Here is a 17368-nt window from a genome sequence, read left to right on the forward strand (position 1 = left end):
GTGCCCTCATTCCAAGATGTAACCGTAGGAGCCGCTGAAGCCGACCTGGTCCTTGCTCAGCGCATCAGCGCCGCTGGGCACAGCGGACACACCCGGAGCCTGCGGCGTGGTGCCGGAGCCCTTGCCCTCCGTCTGGCCGAACAGGAAGAGCTCGGCATCGCTCGGCAGAACGAGGCGATCGACCGGCGTTGCTAGATCGGCCATGGACGGTGCCGGCTTCACCAGCCGCGGCGTCACCAGGATCACCAGCTCCGTCTCGTTGCGCTGGAAACCGGTGCTGCGGAACAGCGCGCCCAGGATGGGGATGTCCGACAGCCAGGGCAGGCCGGAGATCGCGTTCTGATAATCCTGCTGCAGCAGGCCGGCAATGGCGAAGCTCTGGCCGTCGCGCAGCTCGACGGTGGTCTTGGCGCGGCGGGTCGACAGGCCCGGTACAGTCACGAGCGTCGTCTGCACGGAGATTGACGGATCGATGCGGCTGACCTCCGGCGCCACCACCAGGTTGATGAGGTCCTTCCCGATGACCGTGGGCGTGAACCCGAGGCCGACGCCGAACTCCTTGAACTCAATCGTGATCGTGTCGTCTTCCGATTCGACCGGAATGGGGAACTCGCCGCCGGCCAGGAAGCTGGCCGTGTCGCCTGAGAGCGCGATCAGCGTGGGTTCGGCCAAGGTCCTGGCCAAGCCATTCTGCTCCAACGTCTGGAAGGTCGTCTGCAAATCCGGATTCCCACCGGTGTCGAGGGCGCCGATCCCGAACGGCAAGCTGCCGGTCGCTATGGGCAGTGCGGACGAGGTGATGAGACGGAAACCAACATCGCCCGCCACGATCAGGTCGTGCCCGATGCCGAGCTCGCGCACGACGTTGCGCGAGACCTCGGCGAACTTCACCTGCAGCATGACCTGTTGGCTGCCCTGCACGCTCATCGCGTTGGTCACCGACTGCGGCGCGTATTGCTGGGCGATCGCCAACGCGTCGCTCAACGAGGTTGCGTTGCTCACAACGCCGCTCAGCAGGATCCCGCCACTGACCGGCCGCACCTCGATCGCCTCGCCCGGCATCACCTCGTGCAGCTTGGCCTTCAGCGATTCCACGTCATAGGAAACGACCAGATCGAGCACCGCCAGAAGCTGCCGCCGGGGGCCGTAGATCGTCAGGTTCGTCGTGCCGAGCCGCTTGCCAAGGACATAGACCGTCTGGTTCGTGAGCGCGACGACGTCGGCAATCTCGGGATTCCCGATCAGGAGCTCGGTAAAAGGCTGATCGACCCGCAGCACCTGCGATTTGTTCACCGGCACCACGAACTCGCCGGCATGAACCACGTCCTCCCCCAGCGGACTGATCGCGACCTGCGCCTGCGCGGTCGTGAGCGGTGCCGAGAGCGACGCGGCCACGATGAGATGAAGAAACGCCCTCACAAGAAACTTTGCCATTGGCCCCCATTCGCCCCCTTGTTCATCCCACTCCCCGCGCTGGGATCAGCACCACAGTTACGACGATGTCGCGGCCGCTGTCGGCACCGAAGGCGGCACCTGAACTGGCGGCGGCGCCACCGGCACCTCTTCGGCCTGTTTCTTGGCCGGCGCCTCATACGGCGCATTCGGCTGCAAGACCGTCCCTTCCGGCGTCACCTTGTATTCCTGGCGCGCAGTCCCGCGCGTGATCCCAATGCTGGGCAAGTTGTTGCCCTTCGGCTTCGGCACCATCTTCACGACCGGTGTCTCCGGCTTCTTCTCATTCGGATTCGGCTCTACTGTGCCGATCGCCTCGGTGATGCCGAGATCCTTCAGCGTCACCGGCCTCACCCGCGCGAGATCGACATTGCTGACGTCGCGCAAGGCGAGCGACAAGGTGCCGACCCGAGACGCCAGCGTGATCTTCTGCGCCTGCTCCGTGGTGACCTCGATGGTGACGGCCTTTACGACATCCGGCTTGTTGTTCTGTTGATCGGCTCGCTGGTCGATGCCGAGCACCTTGACGTTCTGCAGCAGGACGTCCGTGATCGGCTGCTGCTGGACAATCTCGCGCGTCAGCATGATATCGACGCGGTCGCCAGGCAGCACGAAGCCAGCGACGCCGAGCACGTCGTTCACCCGGATGGTCATGGCCCGCATGCCGGAGGTGATGACGGCCGAGAGCGATGCGCGCTGCCCGGGGCCGGTCACCTTCGAAACCAGGATGAGTTCATTCGGCTGGACCGCCTGCAGGACCACACGCGGCTGCGGCTCCAGCAATTCGTCGATCGACTTGAAGGTGCCCTCCGGCACGCTGCCGGCCGGCCAGTCGATGAACCGCAGGTTTTCCTTGGCGAGACGATCGCCGAACTTGAGCGCCGTGCCTGCAACGACCAGCCTCACCACCGATGCCTTCTCCACCTCGGCGGTGGGACGCGTCGCCTGATTCTGGATCCAGTTGCGGGCAAGGAACACTGCCGCCAGCGCTAAGAATAGCGCCAGCGCCAGCACGATCAGTGGACGCACTTTCATATGGGCGACCCTCTATGCGACATGGTTCGCCGCAGCGCTTAACCTACGCAACGGCCTACCGCTGGGTCGGCGCACACCGACCAGCTACGCGATCAACTACGGCAGATCTCTCAGCCGCAGCCAATCACGAGCCGGCCGATGTTAGCCGCTCATTAGCAGGTCAAGGAAATGTTGGAAAGCGTGCCCTGGACATCATTGCAGAGATTGCCCCAGGCGCCAGAGACGTAGATCCCCATCTGAAGGATCAACGTAATCGCTGCCGCCGTGATGATGCCGATCAGGATCGAATACTCGATCATCGTCGCGCCGTCCTCGCTCTTGCGAAGACGCACGAACATACCCCGTAGCTTCGTCATTTCATGCTCCTCAAGCCGTAGTTGTCTTGATGGGCCTAGTTTCTGTTTTGATTTGAGCCCCACTACGTTGCTGTGAAATGACCGCCTCGAGCTTTGACGTAAAAACCGGTCGCAACGCACTCATACTTTAGTCAAATGCTCTGAAAATTCGCAACATATCCCCATGCACTTTTTAATGCTTAATTAAGCATCTGGGTGTGCGCTTGGGCAGATTTTTCTCTTGTTCGAAGGATGTCATAGGGATGGAGTAGGCGCAGATCGGCGGCAAGGTGGGGAGCCGGAGTTCGCTCGAAGGACGTCTAGAGGGTCATCGACAAAGATGCTGCTGTTGGCGAACGGTCAGGCCAAGGCTCAGCTGTTTCTATTTGAGCTTGTGGCAGCGATACCGGTTGCGATCCGCCATGTCGCGCCGCTGCTCGCGATAATAGTCATCTACTGGATCGTTGGGCTCGCAATCGCGTACTCGGTCGGACTTCCGATGGACGCAACGGTCACGGGCTATCTGCCGACCTTCCTGCGACTGATGCCACTGATGCTAGGGATTCTGGTGGTAGGCCGCGGATTCCAGATCGTTGCCTTCGAACGACCTCAGCGGCCTTTGACTCAGCTGCTGCACGAGCTTCGAACAACGTTGGTGACACCGAGCCGCATAGCGCATGCGCTGCCGATACTGCTTGGCATGCTGGTGTTCGGAGGCACATTCACAGTGGTCAAGACATCGATACCACTGCTGACCTCGTACAGCTGGGATGTGACCTTCGAACAATGGGACCGCTGGCTACATGGCGGCTTGGCACCCTGGCAGATCTTGCATCCGCTGGTCGGGCAGGCCCCGGTGACTAAGGCAATCGACGAAATCTATCGTTCGTGGTTCTACCTTCTGAGCCTGATCTGGGTCTGGCAGGCGTTCAGCCAACGCGACAACCGCCTTCGCCTGCGATTCTTCCTGACGATGATACTCGGATGGATCATCCTGGGGAACGTCGCGGCAACGCTCCTTGCGTCAGCAGGACCAGTCTATTACGGAAGGATCAGCGGCCTTTCGGACCCCTTCCTTTCCCTGACGGCCTACTTGAGCGATGCAGACCGAACATACTCGATCAGGGCACTCGTCGCCCAGCGCTACGTGTGGGACAACTTTGTAATGCGGGAGTTCGCGTTGGGCACCGGGATTTCGGCGATGCCGAGCATGCATGTTGCCATCGCGACGTTGCTCGCACTCGTGTGCTGGCACACGAAGCGGTGGATTGGAGTCCTCATGACAATCTACGCCACGACGATCATGATCGGCTCCGTGCATCTTGGGTGGCACTATGCCATCGACGGCTACTTTGGCGCGCTTGGCACAATGGTCATCTGGTGGGCGGTGGGGTGCTTTCTGGACCGTCAGGCGCAGAGCACCTTAAGACGTCCAACCGCAGAAACCGTGTGAAGCGTGATGGCTTCGCGAGAGGGGAGGAAGGCTCGATGATGCTGTTGGCGAACGGCCTGACCACGGCCCAGTTGTTTCTTTCTGAGTTCGTCAGAGCACTGCCGGCAGCGACGCGCCATCACGCGCTGCCGCTCGCGATCATATTGGTCTACTGGATGGTCGGCTTCGCGATCGCTCACGCGGTAGAGCTTCCGGCCGGTGCAACGATCACCGCCTACCTGCCGACGTATATGGAGAAGATGCCGGTGATGATCGTGCTGCTTATTGTGGGTCGCGGCTTCCAGATCGTTATGTTCGAGCGGCCGCACCGGCCTCTAACTCAGCTCGTGCGCGAACTACGAACAACGCTGGCGACGCCTCAGCGCATGGCGCATGCACTACCGTTACTGCTCGGGATGCTGGTCTTCGGCGGAACATTCACGGTCATAAAAACATCGATACCACTGCTGACCTCGTACAATTGGGATGTGACCTTCGAGCAGTGGGATCTCTGGCTACATGGCGGCCTCGCGCCGTGGCAGATCATCCACCCGCTGGTCGGACTGCCCTTCGTGACGAAGGCAATCGACGAGATCTACGGTTCGTGGTTTATGGTCTTGAGCTTTATCTGGGTGTGGCAGGCGTTCAACCAGCGTGACAATCGCCTTCGCCTGCAGTTCTTTCTCACGCTCATGCTCGGATGGATCATCCTGGGAAATATTGCGGCAACGTTCCTTGCCTCAGCAGGTCCGGTCTACTACGGAAGGATCAGCGGTCTTTCGGATCCATTTCTTCCCCTGACCGCCTATTTGAACGATGCCAACGAAACATACCCAATCATAGCGCTCCTCGCCCAACAATACCTGTGGGACAACTTCCTGATGCGTGAGTTCGCGTTGGGGGCCGGCATCTCAGCGATGCCGAGCATGCACGTAGCGATTGCGACCTTGTTCGCGCTCGTGTGCTGGCGCACGAAGCGATGGGTCGGAGTACTCATGACGGTCTACGCGATGCTCATCATGATCGGCTCCGTGCATCTAGGATGGCACTACGCGATCGATGGCTATGTCGGAGCGTTGGGGATGATTGCGATCTGGTGGATCGTGGGAGCCGTGCTGGCGCGTCGAGCCGAGAAGATGCCCGGTGGTCTGGTTGCCGGTCCGGCGTAAGCTATTGTGCGCTGCGATCTCGCCGCCGATCGGCGCGAGTAAATGCGAGCACCGCACGCGACCGGTTGGGCGCTGGGCTGAGCTGCTGGATCATCTCGATGGCGGCGGCTTCGATGTTCGAACGCATGCCGGTGATGGAAAGGCCCAAGCGCCGTACCATCCGCGACGACCACGGGTTCCATCCGATGTATTCTGCATGAATCCGCAAGCACAACGTAGCCGCAATCGCCGTGAGCAAGCCACCAAGCAGAACGTACGTCTCTGATGGCGTACCGATTACCGAACGGGGTTGGATGGGGAGGCCCCTATCGAAGCAGAGCACGGCCAGGGTCGCGGCGGCGCCGAACAGCAGGTGATATGAAACCGCGCGCGCCAACCTGAGCCGCGACAATGCACCGCCGGCGATCAGCGCTGCTGCCGCGATCACCAGCATGCTGAAGGCGAAGGGAGACCAAGTGCCCCAATTGAGTTCGGCAAAGTTGTGATACACGGCAATCGGCCGCAGATACTCGAAGCGGATGTGCCAGAGCAGGCCCCATGTCGGGAACTCTCCGATCAGCCATGCCGCGAAACGGTCGGCCACGGCGAGGCCGGCGAGGATCGTGATGGAGCCCAGTACAAGATAGGACTCCCACGGGGTGCCCGCGTGCGCGGGGCTTGTCGAACGGGTGCGTTGGGTCATGCACCCATGGTGACAAACAGCCCTTTAAGGGAGGTTAACGCAGCTACCGTACCTTTGTTTCGTGTGTGATGACGAAAAAAAGCCGCCGGGCTCGAGGACGCCGGCGGCTTTTCTGACAGATGCAATGATGCCCCTGCAGTGACCAAGTTGGGCAATCACTCTGAAACGCTCGCTAAGAGCGTTGCCCTCGTGATTGCCGCGGTCACCGGGACTCTATGAACTGGAGAATGAACAGCACCTGAACCGGGCTAGGAACCGGGCTATACCGAAGTGGGTAGATGTTCGCTCTTTGGTATAGTTCCCACCACCCCGGGGTGAACTCGATATCGCGGGTGGATTCAGGCACCAGGAAAGGAAGTTCGGGCGGAGCACTGCGGGCTCCGCCCTCTTCTCGTGCGTGTCAGCTTCCGCCGCCGCCGATGCAGGTATCGACGTTCTCCGGCGTGCAGACATCGAGGCCGGTATAGGTCGGATCCTTCGGCGGGGCCTTGCCGTCCTTGATGTCCTTCAGGAAATACATCGACTTGTAACCCATCTCGAACGGCCGCTGCCCCACCTGGCCGGCGGAGAGGCCTTTCTTCATGAGCTCGATCTGGACCGGCAGCGTGTCGGCGACCACCAGGGCCAGCTTGCCCGACGCGATCTTCTCCTTGTGCTGGCTCGCGATCTTCTCGTAGGCGTCGGGGAGGAACTGCGGGAATCCGCCGGTCGGGATGAAGGCATCGAGATCCGGATACTTGCCGAGGATGTCCTCCATCTGCTGCACGGCGCGGGCGAAGTCATCGTCCGTATAGAGGGGGCAGCCATCCACTTCCTTCCAGCCGTTCTGGCCGGTCAGCTTGTCGCCGGGCGCCTGGGCGCTCTTCTTGCCGGCGAGCGTGTCGCGGATGCCCTGCATGCGCTCGTTGTGGTTGGCGGCCGCCGCGCCGCCCGACTGGATGCAGATCGTTCCGCCGTCCGGCTTGATCTGCTGGGCGATCTTCGCGAGATTCACGCCGATCTCGTAATTGTGCGTGCCGACATAGGCGAGGCGCAGCCCCTTGTCCTTCTCCAGCAGGTCGGAGTCCCAGGTCAGGACGGGAATGCCGGCCCCCTCTGCGCCCTGCAAAGCCGCCGCGATCGCGGCCGCGTTGGAGGGCGAAACGGCGATGCCGTCGACACCCCGGGTGATCAGGTCCTGCACGATCTGCGCCTGCTCGTCACCGCCGCCATGCTCGCCGGGGCCGATATAGAGGCACTCGACGGCGCCGTTCAGTTCCTTCTCCGCCTTCTTGCATCCGGCGAGCGCCTGGTCGAAGAACGGATTGTTGGTGTTCTTGGGGACGAGGGCGAACGTATAGGTCTCGGCACTGGCGCTGCCAATGCCAGTCGCCACGCCTGCCGCAGCCAGCGCGGCAATCATCAAATACTTGAGCATGCGTCTCCTCCACTCTCTTGTCTTCTTTGTCGAACCACACACGGATGCCCGCTTGTCCGGGTCATTCGCGTCTCCTGCCGCGGATCCGCTCGAGCAGAACCGCGAGAACGATGAAGGCGCCGACGAAGATGCCTTGCCAGTTGGAATCGACGCCGGCCATCAACAGCGAATTCCGGATCACGAAGATCAGCGCCGCGCCCACGAAGGCGCCGAACGCCGTCCCCTCGCCGCCCATCAGATTGGCGCCACCGATGACGACAGAGGCGATCGCCAGCAGCTCATAGGTGGCGCCGAGGCTGTTATTCGCCGATCCCGACCAGCCGACGCTGAGGATCGCGGCGAGCGCTGCCGACAAGGAGCACAGCACATAGGCCTGCACCTTGACGCGTTTCACCGGCACGCCGGTGAGGTTCGCTGCCTGCTCATTGCCGCCGACTGCGTAGATGTGACGGCCCCAGGTCGCCATCCGCAGCGCGAGGGCGAGCGCAAGCGTCAGGAGGATCAGGATGATGAACGGGTTGGACAGGCGGAACGGCAGGTCGAGTCCCAGGTTCCAGCCGCCCCCGATGATCTTGAAACCGTCAGCAGCCGGCACGAAGTCGTAGAGCATGCGATTGCCAGATAGGATCACGCCCACGGCGCGCGCGGCCGCCAGCATGCCGAGCGTGACCACGAAGGGCGGCAGCCCGACATAGGCGATCAGCATGCCGTTGATGAACCCGACGATCGCGCCGGCGGCGAGGCCGGCCAGCACCGCCATCCACCAGGAATGCGCCCAGGCCGCCTCCGGCCACCAGCCCGCCAGCCAGGCCGGCGTTTCCGTCAGCAGGATGGATCCGCTGACGATCGCGGTCAGGCCCATCACCGAGCCGACGGAGAGGTCGATGCCGCCCGTGATGATCACCGGCGTCATGCCGAGCGCCATGATGCCGATGAAGGCGAAGTTGCGCGTGATGTTGTAGAAATTGTCCTCAGTCGCGAAGCGCGGCTCGATCCAACTCATGGCGAGGCAGATGGCGACCAGCGCAACCGTCACCCAGAAGGACTGGTTGGCGATGAAGCGCTGATACGCGGATTTCTCCTGCACGTCGAGAACGGACTCGAACGCGACATGCGCCTGGTCCGAACCGGGATTCGTACGGACTGGTCTTTCGGCTGTATCGGTCATGATAACTCAGGCGGCATGGATGGCACCGGTGATCAGCCCGGTGACTTCTTCGGGCGAACTCTCCTTGATGGGCTTGTCCGCGACCTTGCGACCGCGCCGCATGACCACGACCCGCTCGCACACCTCGAACACGTCCGGCATGCGGTGGCTGATGAGAACGACCGTGATGCCGCTGTCCTTCAGGCGCCGGATGAGGTCGAGCACTTCCGCCACTTGGCGTACGGAAATGGCAGCCGTCGGCTCGTCCATCAGAACGAGCTTGGCATCGCTGAGGCGCGTGCGCGCGATCGCGACGGCCTGGCGCTGCCCGCCGGACATCTGGCGCACCAGATCGCGCGGTCGCGTCTCGGATTTCAGTTCCGCGAAGAGTTCGCCGGCACGCCTGTACATCGCCGGATGATTGAGCCAGCGAATAGGACCGATGCTGCTCTTCACCTCCCGGCCGAGGAACACGTTGGCGGCGGCAGAGAGATTGTTGCACAGCGCGAGATCCTGATAGACGACCTCGATACCCTTGCCGCGCGCCTCCACGGGCCTGTGGAAGTGCACCACCTCGTCATCGATCACGATCTCGCCGGAGGTTGGCGGGAAATTGCCTGCAATCAGCTTGATCATCGTCGACTTGCCGGCGCCGTTGTCGCCCATCAGGCCCACGATCTCGCCCCTGTCGACCTGCAGATCGACATCGGAGACCGCCTTGATCGCCCCAAAGCTCTTCGACACTTTCCGGAGTTCAAGCAACATCCCTGACCCCTCAAAATCCCTCAGCGGCGATGAGTTTCGCGCATCGGCCGGTGACACATCTGTGGCCAGACCTTTCCGGTTGGGGCACCACCATATGCGGCTTGCACCGACAGGACGCACGTCAGTGATTGAAGATGGCGCCATCGCCTGCGAACGATCGCAGGCGAACTGGCTCAAACCTTAACGCCTGACCTGATCTGCGGCCGGAATTACCTCCCGTATGTAGGCTGCTGCTGCAGCTCTTAAGTTCCGGCCATTACAGCGATTGTTCGGAGCCCCGTCAATGCCCGCAGGGTCGTGCGGGCGGCACGCCCCGCAGTCCATTTGCACACCAACGATGAGAGTGGTCAGCGGCCTGCAGGGAGATCAGATCTTATCCGCTTCTTCGCGTAGCTGCTCCCGTTGCTGGGGCCAGTTCGCGTGCAGCCGAGAGCATCGGTTCAGTAGACCTGCTCGTACAGTCCGCAGATTTCCGTCTGGTTACGTTCGCCAAGATAGGCCTGCTCGCCCCTCTTGTGCTTGACATAGACGTCAGCGAATCCGCTGGGAAACCAGCCCGTGACGACAGCGTTGGTCCGGAAGCGATCGAGTGCCTCCTCCAAGCCTTGCGGCAGGCGAACATAGCCGCGTGCACGCAATGCCGCGGCATCCAGAAGCGAGAGATCCTCTTCGGTCGCTTGTGGCACCGATAGCCCCTCTTCGATTCCTTGCGCGCCGGCGTGAACAATCGCGGCGAGCTGCAGATGCGGGCTGGCGGCTGCGTCGGCAGCGCGGAACTCGAAATTGAACTGCGCGGCCTTGGCGATGTCGCTGAGATCGGAGACAGGACAGATGCGCACCGACGCCTCGCGGTCGCGGAAGCCGAGATTGTTGAAAGCAGCACTCCAGCGATGCGGTGTCAGGCGGAGATAGGAGACCACGCTCGGCGCGGTGATGGCGATGATCGCGTCGAGATATTTGAGGATTCCGGCGATGAACTGGCCCGCGTGGCTGCCGAGGCCATATGGCCCCTTCGGGTCGTAGGTCGCAGGCTTGCCAGTGCGATCGAGGAAGCTGAGATGGATGTGCACGCCGTTCCCGACGCTGGCGGGATCGCGGATCGGCGTGAAGGTCACCGGCCGCTCTAGTCTTTCGCCCACCAGCCGCACCAATTCACGCAGGATGGTGGCCTGATCGGCGATCGCGACACCGCGCACCGGTCCGATCGTCGCCTCATATTGGCTGGCACCGAACTCCTTCATAAAGGTGTCGGGCTCCAGGCCGGCGTTGCGCATCGCCGCAAGCAGCGTCTCTGCAAAGTCCCGCCCTCTTCGGAACCCGTCAGAGGTATAGGCATCACCCAGCCGGCTCGGCCCATCCCGGAACTGGAACTCGTGCTCGAACGCGCCGTAGAGCGTCAGCCCGGTCAGGCGCTCAAGTCGTTCGAGTGCCGACTTGAGGATGGAGCGGGTGCAGAACTCCCATGGCCTGCCGTCCGTGTGCTTGATGTCGCCGAGCGCGAAATGCTCGGCGTCCCCGCCATCTTCGAGCACGACGCGCACGCGCGCCTTTTCGTCCGGAATCAGCACGAGGTCGCCAAGCGCGCCGAACGGGCTCTCGGCGATGGCATCGAAGCAAGTGATCTGGACGTTGGTCGGCGTCCATCCGACGCCGCGTTTCTTGCGTAGGTCGAACTGGCGGGCCGGAAAGGCCTTGCCGCGGACCTTGCCGGCGAGGTCCGTGCAGCAGGCGACGATCATCTCCTCACGTATCATCTCTCTCCCCGTTATTGCTGCCGGGCGGCGCTAGGCGCAGCTGGTCCCAATCCTCCAGCCGCTTGCGCGTTGCCGACCAGTTCTCTTCCGATACCTTTACGATGAGCGCCTCCACGAAGGCGATGGCGCACACCACAGTGTCCCACGCCGTGCCGCTCTCGATCGGAAGCGCGATCACGATATCGCTGTGCCGCGCGATCGACGACATCCATTTGTCGGTCACCAGCACAATGGTCGACTGGCGCTTCGTCGCCACGATCTGCGCGAGCCGTGCAAGATCCGCCTGATAGCGCCGGAAATCGAACAGGATAAGCACGTCCTGCTTGCGCATGCGCAGGACATGCTCGGGCCAATGCTCCGGGTTTGACGGCAGATGCGACACCTTGGGTCGGATCTGCGTCAGGTGGATGGCGAGGAAGGCGGCAATGCCGTCGCTGATCCGGCCACCCAGCAGGAAGATATTGCGCGTCGGATCGGCGACCAGCTTGAGCACGTGCTCGAACTGTGTCTGCGAAACACTGTCCGCCATTTCGTGCAGGCGCGCGGCGAGGCGGTGCGCATAGTCATTCAGGAACTCGCCCCCGTCGCCCAGCTGCTCCGTGGCCTTCAAATCAAGCGGCGACCGCCGACCCTCGCGCAGCTCGCCGATCAACTGGCGCTGGAACTCCTGGTAGCCGGCGAATCCGATCTTGCTGACGAAGCGGGTGATCGAGGGCGCGCTGACGCCGGTTCGGCCGGCGAGCTCGAGGATGGGCTGCAACCCGCCGAACGGATAGTCGGCCAGGATCGCATTGGCGACCTTGCGCTCGCTGGCAGTCAGGTTCGGGGCTTCCTGCCTGATGGTCTCGCGCACCGTCATTGACGCAGTCACAGCCGGCGATGCTCGTGAATGGGTTTGCAGGACAGGATGATTAGGCCGTGAAAAAAATTAGTCAAACCGAAAAACAACATTGACAATGATCAGAAAGTTTCTTTGAGTCATGTGGGCAGTTCCGAAAGGCCGAACGAGGGGAACGCCCGAGGCAGTCTGGGACAGATGTTGCAGTCTCTCGAGCACAGTGCGCCGCTGTTGTCGGAGCGCGACCCCGCGCCGGTCGAGGTCGTGAACCCTGACGGCCGCTCCGTTTTCGTGCTGACGTGCGAGCATGCGGGCCGCCACGTGCCGTCGCGATTGCGAGACCTCGGCATCGCCGCCACCGAGATGGACCGCCACATCGCCTACGACATCGGCGCGGAGGGGCTGGCGCGAAAACTATCGACTATTCTCGACGCGCCATTGATCCTGCAGCGCTTCAGCCGGCTGGTGGTCGACTGCAACCGGCCGTTCGATGCGCCCGATTGCATTCCGGCGGTGAGCGACGGAACGAGGGTGCCCGTCAATGAGAACCTGACCGAGCACGACCGGCGGCAGCGCTTCGAAGCGATTCATCAGCCCTTTCACCGTGCGGTCACCAAGCTGCTCGATCAGCGCGCGAACGCGGCTACGCTGACGATCCTAGTTTCGATCCACAGCTTCACCCCGCATCTCACGAATGGCGCACCGCGACCCTGGTTGGTGGGCGCTTTGTCGAACCGCGACCCGCGCCTCGCGCAGCGCTTCATAGCGATCTTCCAGACGACTCATCCTGGGATTTCGTGCGCCCACAACGAGCCTTACGTGGTCGACGATCGCACCGACTATACGATTCCGGTGCATGGCGAGAGGCGCGGCCTTCCGCACTTGCTGCTCGAAGTCCGGAACGACGTCATCGCCGATTACTCAGGCCAGGAGCGCTGGTCCCGCCTGATTGCGGGCAGCCTAACCACCGCAGCAACCGCTGACATGGAAGAGTTTCCCCGATGAACACCGATCACCTGACCACACGCGAAGTACCGCTTGAACCGAAATCTTCGGCCCTGCTTTTCATCGATGTGCAGAACTTCTCCTGCCGGCGCGACGGCGGCGAGTTCAAAGACGTGCCGGAGTCCGAGATCACGGGCAAGTTCGGCTACTATTTCGAACGTTTGAGATCGGCTGCGATTCCTAACATGCAGCGGCTGCAGAAGGCGTTCCGCGCCGCCGGCATCGAAGTGCTGTATACGACGATCGAGAGCTTGACCAAGGACGGCCGCGATCGCAGCCTGGACTATAAGATCACGGGTTTCAACGTTCCCAAAGGGTCCTGGGATGGCAAGGTGATCGACGAGATCGCGCCAGGCGAGGACGAGATCGTTCTGCCCAAGGGCTCGTCCAGCGTGTTCGTGTCGACCCACATCGACTACCTCCTGCGCAATCTCGGCGTGAAGCAGCTGGTGCTCGTGGGCGTCCTGACGGATCAGTGCGTGGAATCGGCGGTTCGCGATGCGTGTGATCTCGGCTACCTCGTGACGCTCGTCCCGGACGCCTGCGCGACGATGAGCGAGGAGCGCCACCAGAACACACTCCGCGCGATCAAGGGTTATTGCCGGCAGGTCAAGACCGATGCGCTGATCGCCGAGATCGAGAAACGGAATTGAGCAGGCATTGCATGAGCACCGTGCCTGCCAGTACCGCGGAGGGCCGTTGTCCGCAAATCGGGTGAGAGTTTCAGGGCAAGGCCGCCGCGGATGAGTTGCTCAGAAGCAAGGGGACTGACATGAGACGATCGATCCAGAGCATATCGAGCGCAGCGATCGCTGCGCTCGTCTTCGCAAGCGCTGCAGAGGCGCAGGACGACACCATCATCATCGGCGGGGCCATGTGCCAGACTGGCGTGCAGGCACCGCTCGACACCCCGGGTGTTATGGGCGCCCAGGTCGCAGTCAAATATATCAACGACAACGGCGGATTGCTGGGCAAAAAGGTCCAGTTCATCAATGTGGACGGCAAGTCCGATCCGGTTACGGTCGGCAATGCCGCAGTCGAGCTGATCGACAAGGGTGCCGACATCATCATGACGCCGTGCGATTTCGACTTCGGCGGCCCGGCGAGCCGTGAGGCACAGGAGGCCGGCCTGGTCGGCATCTCCGCCTGCGCCTCCGACCCGCTCTATTCCTCCTGGTCCCTCGGCGACAAGCAGTTCACACTCTCCATGTGGAACACCACGATGGGAGCGACGGCGGCCGACTTTGCGTTGAAGGAGAAGGGCTGGAAAACGGCCTATGTCGTCACCGACCAGTTCATCGCCTACACCAAGTCGCTGTCCAAGTACTTCATCGCCCAGTTCAAGGCGAATGGTGGCGAGATCATCCTCGAGGACACCTACACCAACGGTGACAACGACTTCTCCGCACAGCTCGCGCGCCTGAAGGCGCTCGGCAAGAAGCCCGACGTGATGTTCATCTCCTCGTACGGCCAGGATATCGCGTTTATCACCCGGGCTTTGCGCGAGGTGGGGTACGATGCACCGGTACTAGGCGGCGACGCTTACGACGATCCCGCCCTGCATGCTGCGCTGGGAGAGGCCCATGGGAATGAGGTGTATTTCGTCACACATACCTTCATGACGCCGGAAGCACATCCGGACATGCAGAAGTTCATCGATCTCTACGTCGACATGCACGGGCAGGAGCCCGATACGGCGTTCGTCGCCACCGGATGGGACACTGTCATGCTGATGGCTGAGGCCATCAAGGCGGCTGGCACGACCGAGGGCGCTGCCGTGGCCAAGGCGCTCGAAGACGGCCATTTCAAGCTGCTCACCGGAGAACTCGACTACGGCACGGCGGAAGAAGGCCACGTTCCGAACAAGGCCGCGGTGATGGTCGAGCTGAAGGGCGGCAAGCCGACCTTCCTCGGCTGGCGCAAGCCGGAGACGCTGCCGGCTCCCTGATTGTGCGATAGCGCCGGGACCCGCCCGGTCCCGGCGCTTCTCTTTGCGGAACTTTCATGGCCAGTTCGTCGCTGAAGGCAGTTAACATCTCGGTCGAGTTCTCCGGGCTGCGCGCCCTGGATGACGTCACGCTAACCGTTGATCCGGAGGAGATCGTCGGCCTCATCGGCCCCAACGGTTCCGGCAAGACGACGTTGGTCAACGCGATCACCGGCGAAGTGCCCCTAGTCCACGGCAGCGTCTCGCTGCGCGAAGAGGCAATCACGTCTCTGCCACCCTGGAAGATCGCTCTCAAAGGAATCAGCCGTTCCTTCCAGATCGTGCGACTGTTCAACAACCTGACCGTGATCGAGAACATCGAGAGCGCTTCCCTTGCCCACGGCGACAGCCTGCGCGTTGCACGCGGCAAGAGCGAACGCCTGCTTGATGAATTTGGCCTGTCGAACAGGGCCGAGGAACTGGGAGGCGCGCTCAGTTATGGCGACAAGCGCCGGGTGGAGATCGCGCGCGCTTTGGCCGCGGATCCGTCCTTCCTCCTGCTCGACGAGCCGGCGGCCGGCATGAACGAAGCCGAGACCGACGCCCTTCTCCATACCCTCTCGAGGATCCCACGCGATCGCAAGCTTGGCCTGTTGATCATCGATCATGACATGAGCCTGATCATGCGGCTGTGCCATCGGCTGCACGTTCTGGCTTCCGGCCGCACCATCGCAGCCGGCAAGGCCGACGAGATCCGCCGCGACCCGGCTGTGATCGAAGCCTATCTCGGAGCGAAAGCCGCGCATGCTTGAGGTGACGGATCTGGAGGTGCGGTATGGCGCGATCCGGGCGGTGCGCGGCATCTCCTTTTCGGTATCCAGCGGCGAACTGGTCACTTTGCTCGGCGCCAATGGCGCCGGCAAGTCTTCGACCCTGCGATGCATTGCGGGCGCGTTGAAGTCGGCCGGTGGTTCCATTCGCCTGGATGGAGAGAACGTCACGTCCGCAAAGCCGGAGATCATGGTGCGCAAAGGCGTGGCCACAGTGCCAGAGACCCGCGACGTTTTCCCCGATCTGACGGTGGACGAGAACCTGAGGCTCGGCAGCTACACCCGCCGCGCAGACAGATCCGGCGTCAATGCCGATCGCGAGCGGATGTTCGAGCTATTCCCGCGCCTGGCGGAGCGTCTGAGCCAGCCGGCGGGAACCCTCTCCGGTGGCGAGCAGCAGATGCTGGTCATCGCGCGCGCCATGATGTCGCGGCCGAAGGTGCTGCTGCTCGATGAGCCGTCCCTGGGCCTGGCACCGGTAATCGTCGACCAGATATTCGAGTTGATCGCGAAGCTCAAGCAAACAGGCGTCACCATTCTGCTGGTGGAGCAGAATGTCACGGAAGCGCTTGCCGTCGCCGACCGTGCCTATGTGATGCGGCTTGGCAAGGTTGCGGCGGCCGGCACCGCAGCGGAGATCAGTGCCGCGACCGATATCGACGCGCTGTATCTGGGAGGCTGAGGCCATGACCTTCGCAATCCAGTTCTTGATCAACGTGCTCAGCCTAGGCGGCGCCTATGCGCTCATGGCGCTCGGGCTCGTCATTGTCTACGGCATCCTGCGCCTGGTGAACTTCGCCTACGGCGAGCTGATCATGGTCACGGGCTACACGTTGTTCCTGATCAGCGGATCCGCGCTGCCGTGGTTCGTGATGGCGGCAGCGGCCGTTGCGATGGCGGTGGTGACCGGCATCGCAACCGACTACATCGCGTTCAGGCCAGTGCGGGCGAAGTCGGTGACGGCGGTGCTCATCACCTCCTTTGCCTTCTCGACCCTGCTGCAGAACGCGGCGTTGCTCTTCATCTCGCCGCGCCCACGGGTCATTCCGCTGCCGGAGATCTTCTCCCGCACCGTCGAGATCGGCGGCGCCATCACGCCGATGCGGAATCTTCTCACCATTGCCGCAGCCGTGATCCTGCTCGCATTGTTCGCGTTCCTCATGCGCCGCACGGTACTCGGCATTGCCATGCGCGCGGCCGCGACCAACTTCACCATGGCGCGCATGCTGGGAGTGCCGGCGAACCTCATCATCTCCTCCGCCTTCGCGATTTCCGGCTTCATTGCCGGCGTGGTGGGCCTGCTATGGATGGGCAGGATCGGAACCGTGGTTCCCGGCATCGGGCTGGAGCCGCTGCTGGTGGCGTTCATCGCGACTATCATCGGCGGCATGCGGAGCCTCACCGGCGCGGTCATCGGCGGTTTCGTGCTGGCCTTCATCGACACCAGTCTGAACTACACGCTGCCGCAGGAGTTGCTGAAGTTCCGCGACGCTTTCACCTTCAGCCTGGTCATCCTGATCCTGCTGTGGCGTCCGGAAGGCCTGATGCGCGGCCCGGCGACCGGCCAACGGACATGAGAA

Annotated in this window: 17 protein-coding genes; 8 read left to right on the forward strand and 9 right to left on the reverse strand. The window is 62.4% G+C overall.

The annotated features are described in order from the left end of the window. Positions 1-6: 6 nt before the first annotated feature. From DTX69_RS06265 to DTX69_RS06275, 3 genes are all read right to left on the reverse strand, one after another. Positions 7-1434 carry a type II and III secretion system protein family protein gene (locus DTX69_RS06265; protein ID WP_119300651.1) on the reverse strand — a complete coding sequence of 476 codons (1428 nt, stop codon included), beginning with the start codon at positions 1432-1434 and terminating at the stop codon, positions 7-9. 57 nt (positions 1435-1491) lie between these two features. Further along, positions 1492-2487 carry a Flp pilus assembly protein CpaB gene (gene cpaB, locus DTX69_RS06270; RefSeq protein ID WP_119300652.1) on the reverse strand — a complete coding sequence of 332 codons (996 nt, stop codon included), beginning with the start codon at positions 2485-2487 and terminating at the stop codon, positions 1492-1494. A gap of 152 nt (positions 2488-2639) precedes the next feature. Further along, positions 2640-2843 (reverse strand): Flp family type IVb pilin, encoded by a 204-nt coding sequence (locus DTX69_RS06275; RefSeq protein ID WP_119300653.1) that lies wholly within the window; start codon positions 2841-2843, stop codon positions 2640-2642. Positions 2844-3162: 319 nt separating this feature from the next. Here DTX69_RS06275 and DTX69_RS06280 point away from each other — a divergent pair, with 319 nt between their 5' ends. Continuing rightward, on the forward strand, positions 3163-4275 hold the full coding sequence (locus DTX69_RS06280) for a phosphatase PAP2 family protein (RefSeq protein ID WP_119300654.1): 1113 nt from the start codon (positions 3163-3165) through the stop codon (positions 4273-4275). Positions 4276-4310: 35 nt separating this feature from the next. Then, positions 4311-5423, forward strand: coding sequence for a phosphatase PAP2 family protein (locus DTX69_RS06285; RefSeq protein WP_119300655.1), 1113 nt, complete (start codon positions 4311-4313; stop codon positions 5421-5423). Position 5424: 1 nt separating this feature from the next. On the opposite strand, the gene DTX69_RS06290 is transcribed toward DTX69_RS06285, so the two are convergent. The 6 genes from DTX69_RS06290 to DTX69_RS06315 form a co-directional block, all read right to left on the reverse strand. Continuing rightward, positions 5425-6105 carry a hypothetical protein gene (locus tag DTX69_RS06290; RefSeq protein WP_119300656.1) on the reverse strand — a complete coding sequence of 227 codons (681 nt, stop codon included), beginning with the start codon at positions 6103-6105 and terminating at the stop codon, positions 5425-5427. Positions 6106-6505: 400 nt separating this feature from the next. Beyond that, complete coding sequence (locus tag DTX69_RS06295; RefSeq protein ID WP_119300657.1) at positions 6506-7522, reverse strand: sugar-binding protein; 1017 nt, start codon at positions 7520-7522, stop codon at positions 6506-6508. A 61-nt stretch (positions 7523-7583) separates the two neighbouring features. After that, a complete protein-coding gene (locus DTX69_RS06300) occupies positions 7584-8690 on the reverse strand; it encodes an ABC transporter permease (RefSeq protein WP_119300658.1) in 1107 nt (368 codons plus the stop codon). A 6-nt stretch (positions 8691-8696) separates the two neighbouring features. After that, a complete protein-coding gene (locus tag DTX69_RS06305) occupies positions 8697-9434 on the reverse strand; it encodes an ATP-binding cassette domain-containing protein (RefSeq protein WP_119300659.1) in 738 nt (245 codons plus the stop codon). A 440-nt stretch (positions 9435-9874) separates the two neighbouring features. After that, positions 9875-11188, reverse strand: a complete 1314-nt coding sequence (locus DTX69_RS06310) for a type I glutamate--ammonia ligase (RefSeq protein ID WP_119300660.1) — start codon at positions 11186-11188, stop codon at positions 9875-9877. Then, entirely contained in the window at positions 11178-12047 is an 870-nt protein-coding gene (locus DTX69_RS06315) for a MurR/RpiR family transcriptional regulator (protein WP_119300661.1), read from the reverse strand. Before DTX69_RS06315 ends, DTX69_RS06310 begins: the two co-directional genes overlap by 11 nt. Positions 12048-12224: 177 nt before the next feature. Between DTX69_RS06315 and DTX69_RS06320 the strand changes: the two genes are divergently transcribed. From DTX69_RS06320 to DTX69_RS06345, 6 genes are all read left to right on the forward strand, one after another. Beyond that, positions 12225-13031 (forward strand): N-formylglutamate amidohydrolase, encoded by an 807-nt coding sequence (locus tag DTX69_RS06320; protein ID WP_119300662.1) that lies wholly within the window; start codon positions 12225-12227, stop codon positions 13029-13031. Next, complete coding sequence (locus DTX69_RS06325; protein ID WP_119300663.1) at positions 13028-13684, forward strand: isochorismatase family cysteine hydrolase; 657 nt, start codon at positions 13028-13030, stop codon at positions 13682-13684. Before DTX69_RS06320 ends, DTX69_RS06325 begins: the two co-directional genes overlap by 4 nt. A gap of 119 nt (positions 13685-13803) precedes the next feature. Then, positions 13804-14979 carry an ABC transporter substrate-binding protein gene (locus DTX69_RS06330; RefSeq protein ID WP_119300664.1) on the forward strand — a complete coding sequence of 392 codons (1176 nt, stop codon included), beginning with the start codon at positions 13804-13806 and terminating at the stop codon, positions 14977-14979. Positions 14980-15035: 56 nt separating this feature from the next. After that, positions 15036-15770 (forward strand): ABC transporter ATP-binding protein, encoded by a 735-nt coding sequence (locus DTX69_RS06335; RefSeq protein ID WP_119300665.1) that lies wholly within the window; start codon positions 15036-15038, stop codon positions 15768-15770. Next, positions 15763-16470: an ABC transporter ATP-binding protein gene (locus DTX69_RS06340; protein ID WP_119300666.1), complete on the forward strand. Its 708-nt coding sequence runs from the start codon at positions 15763-15765 to the stop codon at positions 16468-16470. The genes DTX69_RS06335 and DTX69_RS06340 overlap by 8 nt, the downstream gene beginning before the upstream one ends. 4 nt (positions 16471-16474) lie before the next feature. Continuing rightward, on the forward strand, positions 16475-17365 hold the full coding sequence (locus DTX69_RS06345) for a branched-chain amino acid ABC transporter permease (protein WP_119300667.1): 891 nt from the start codon (positions 16475-16477) through the stop codon (positions 17363-17365). Positions 17366-17368: the final 3 nt, after the last annotated feature.

It is taken from the genome of Dongia deserti (assembly GCF_003574735.1).
GTDB lineage: Bacteria > Pseudomonadota > Alphaproteobacteria > Dongiales > Dongiaceae > Dongia_A > Dongia_A deserti.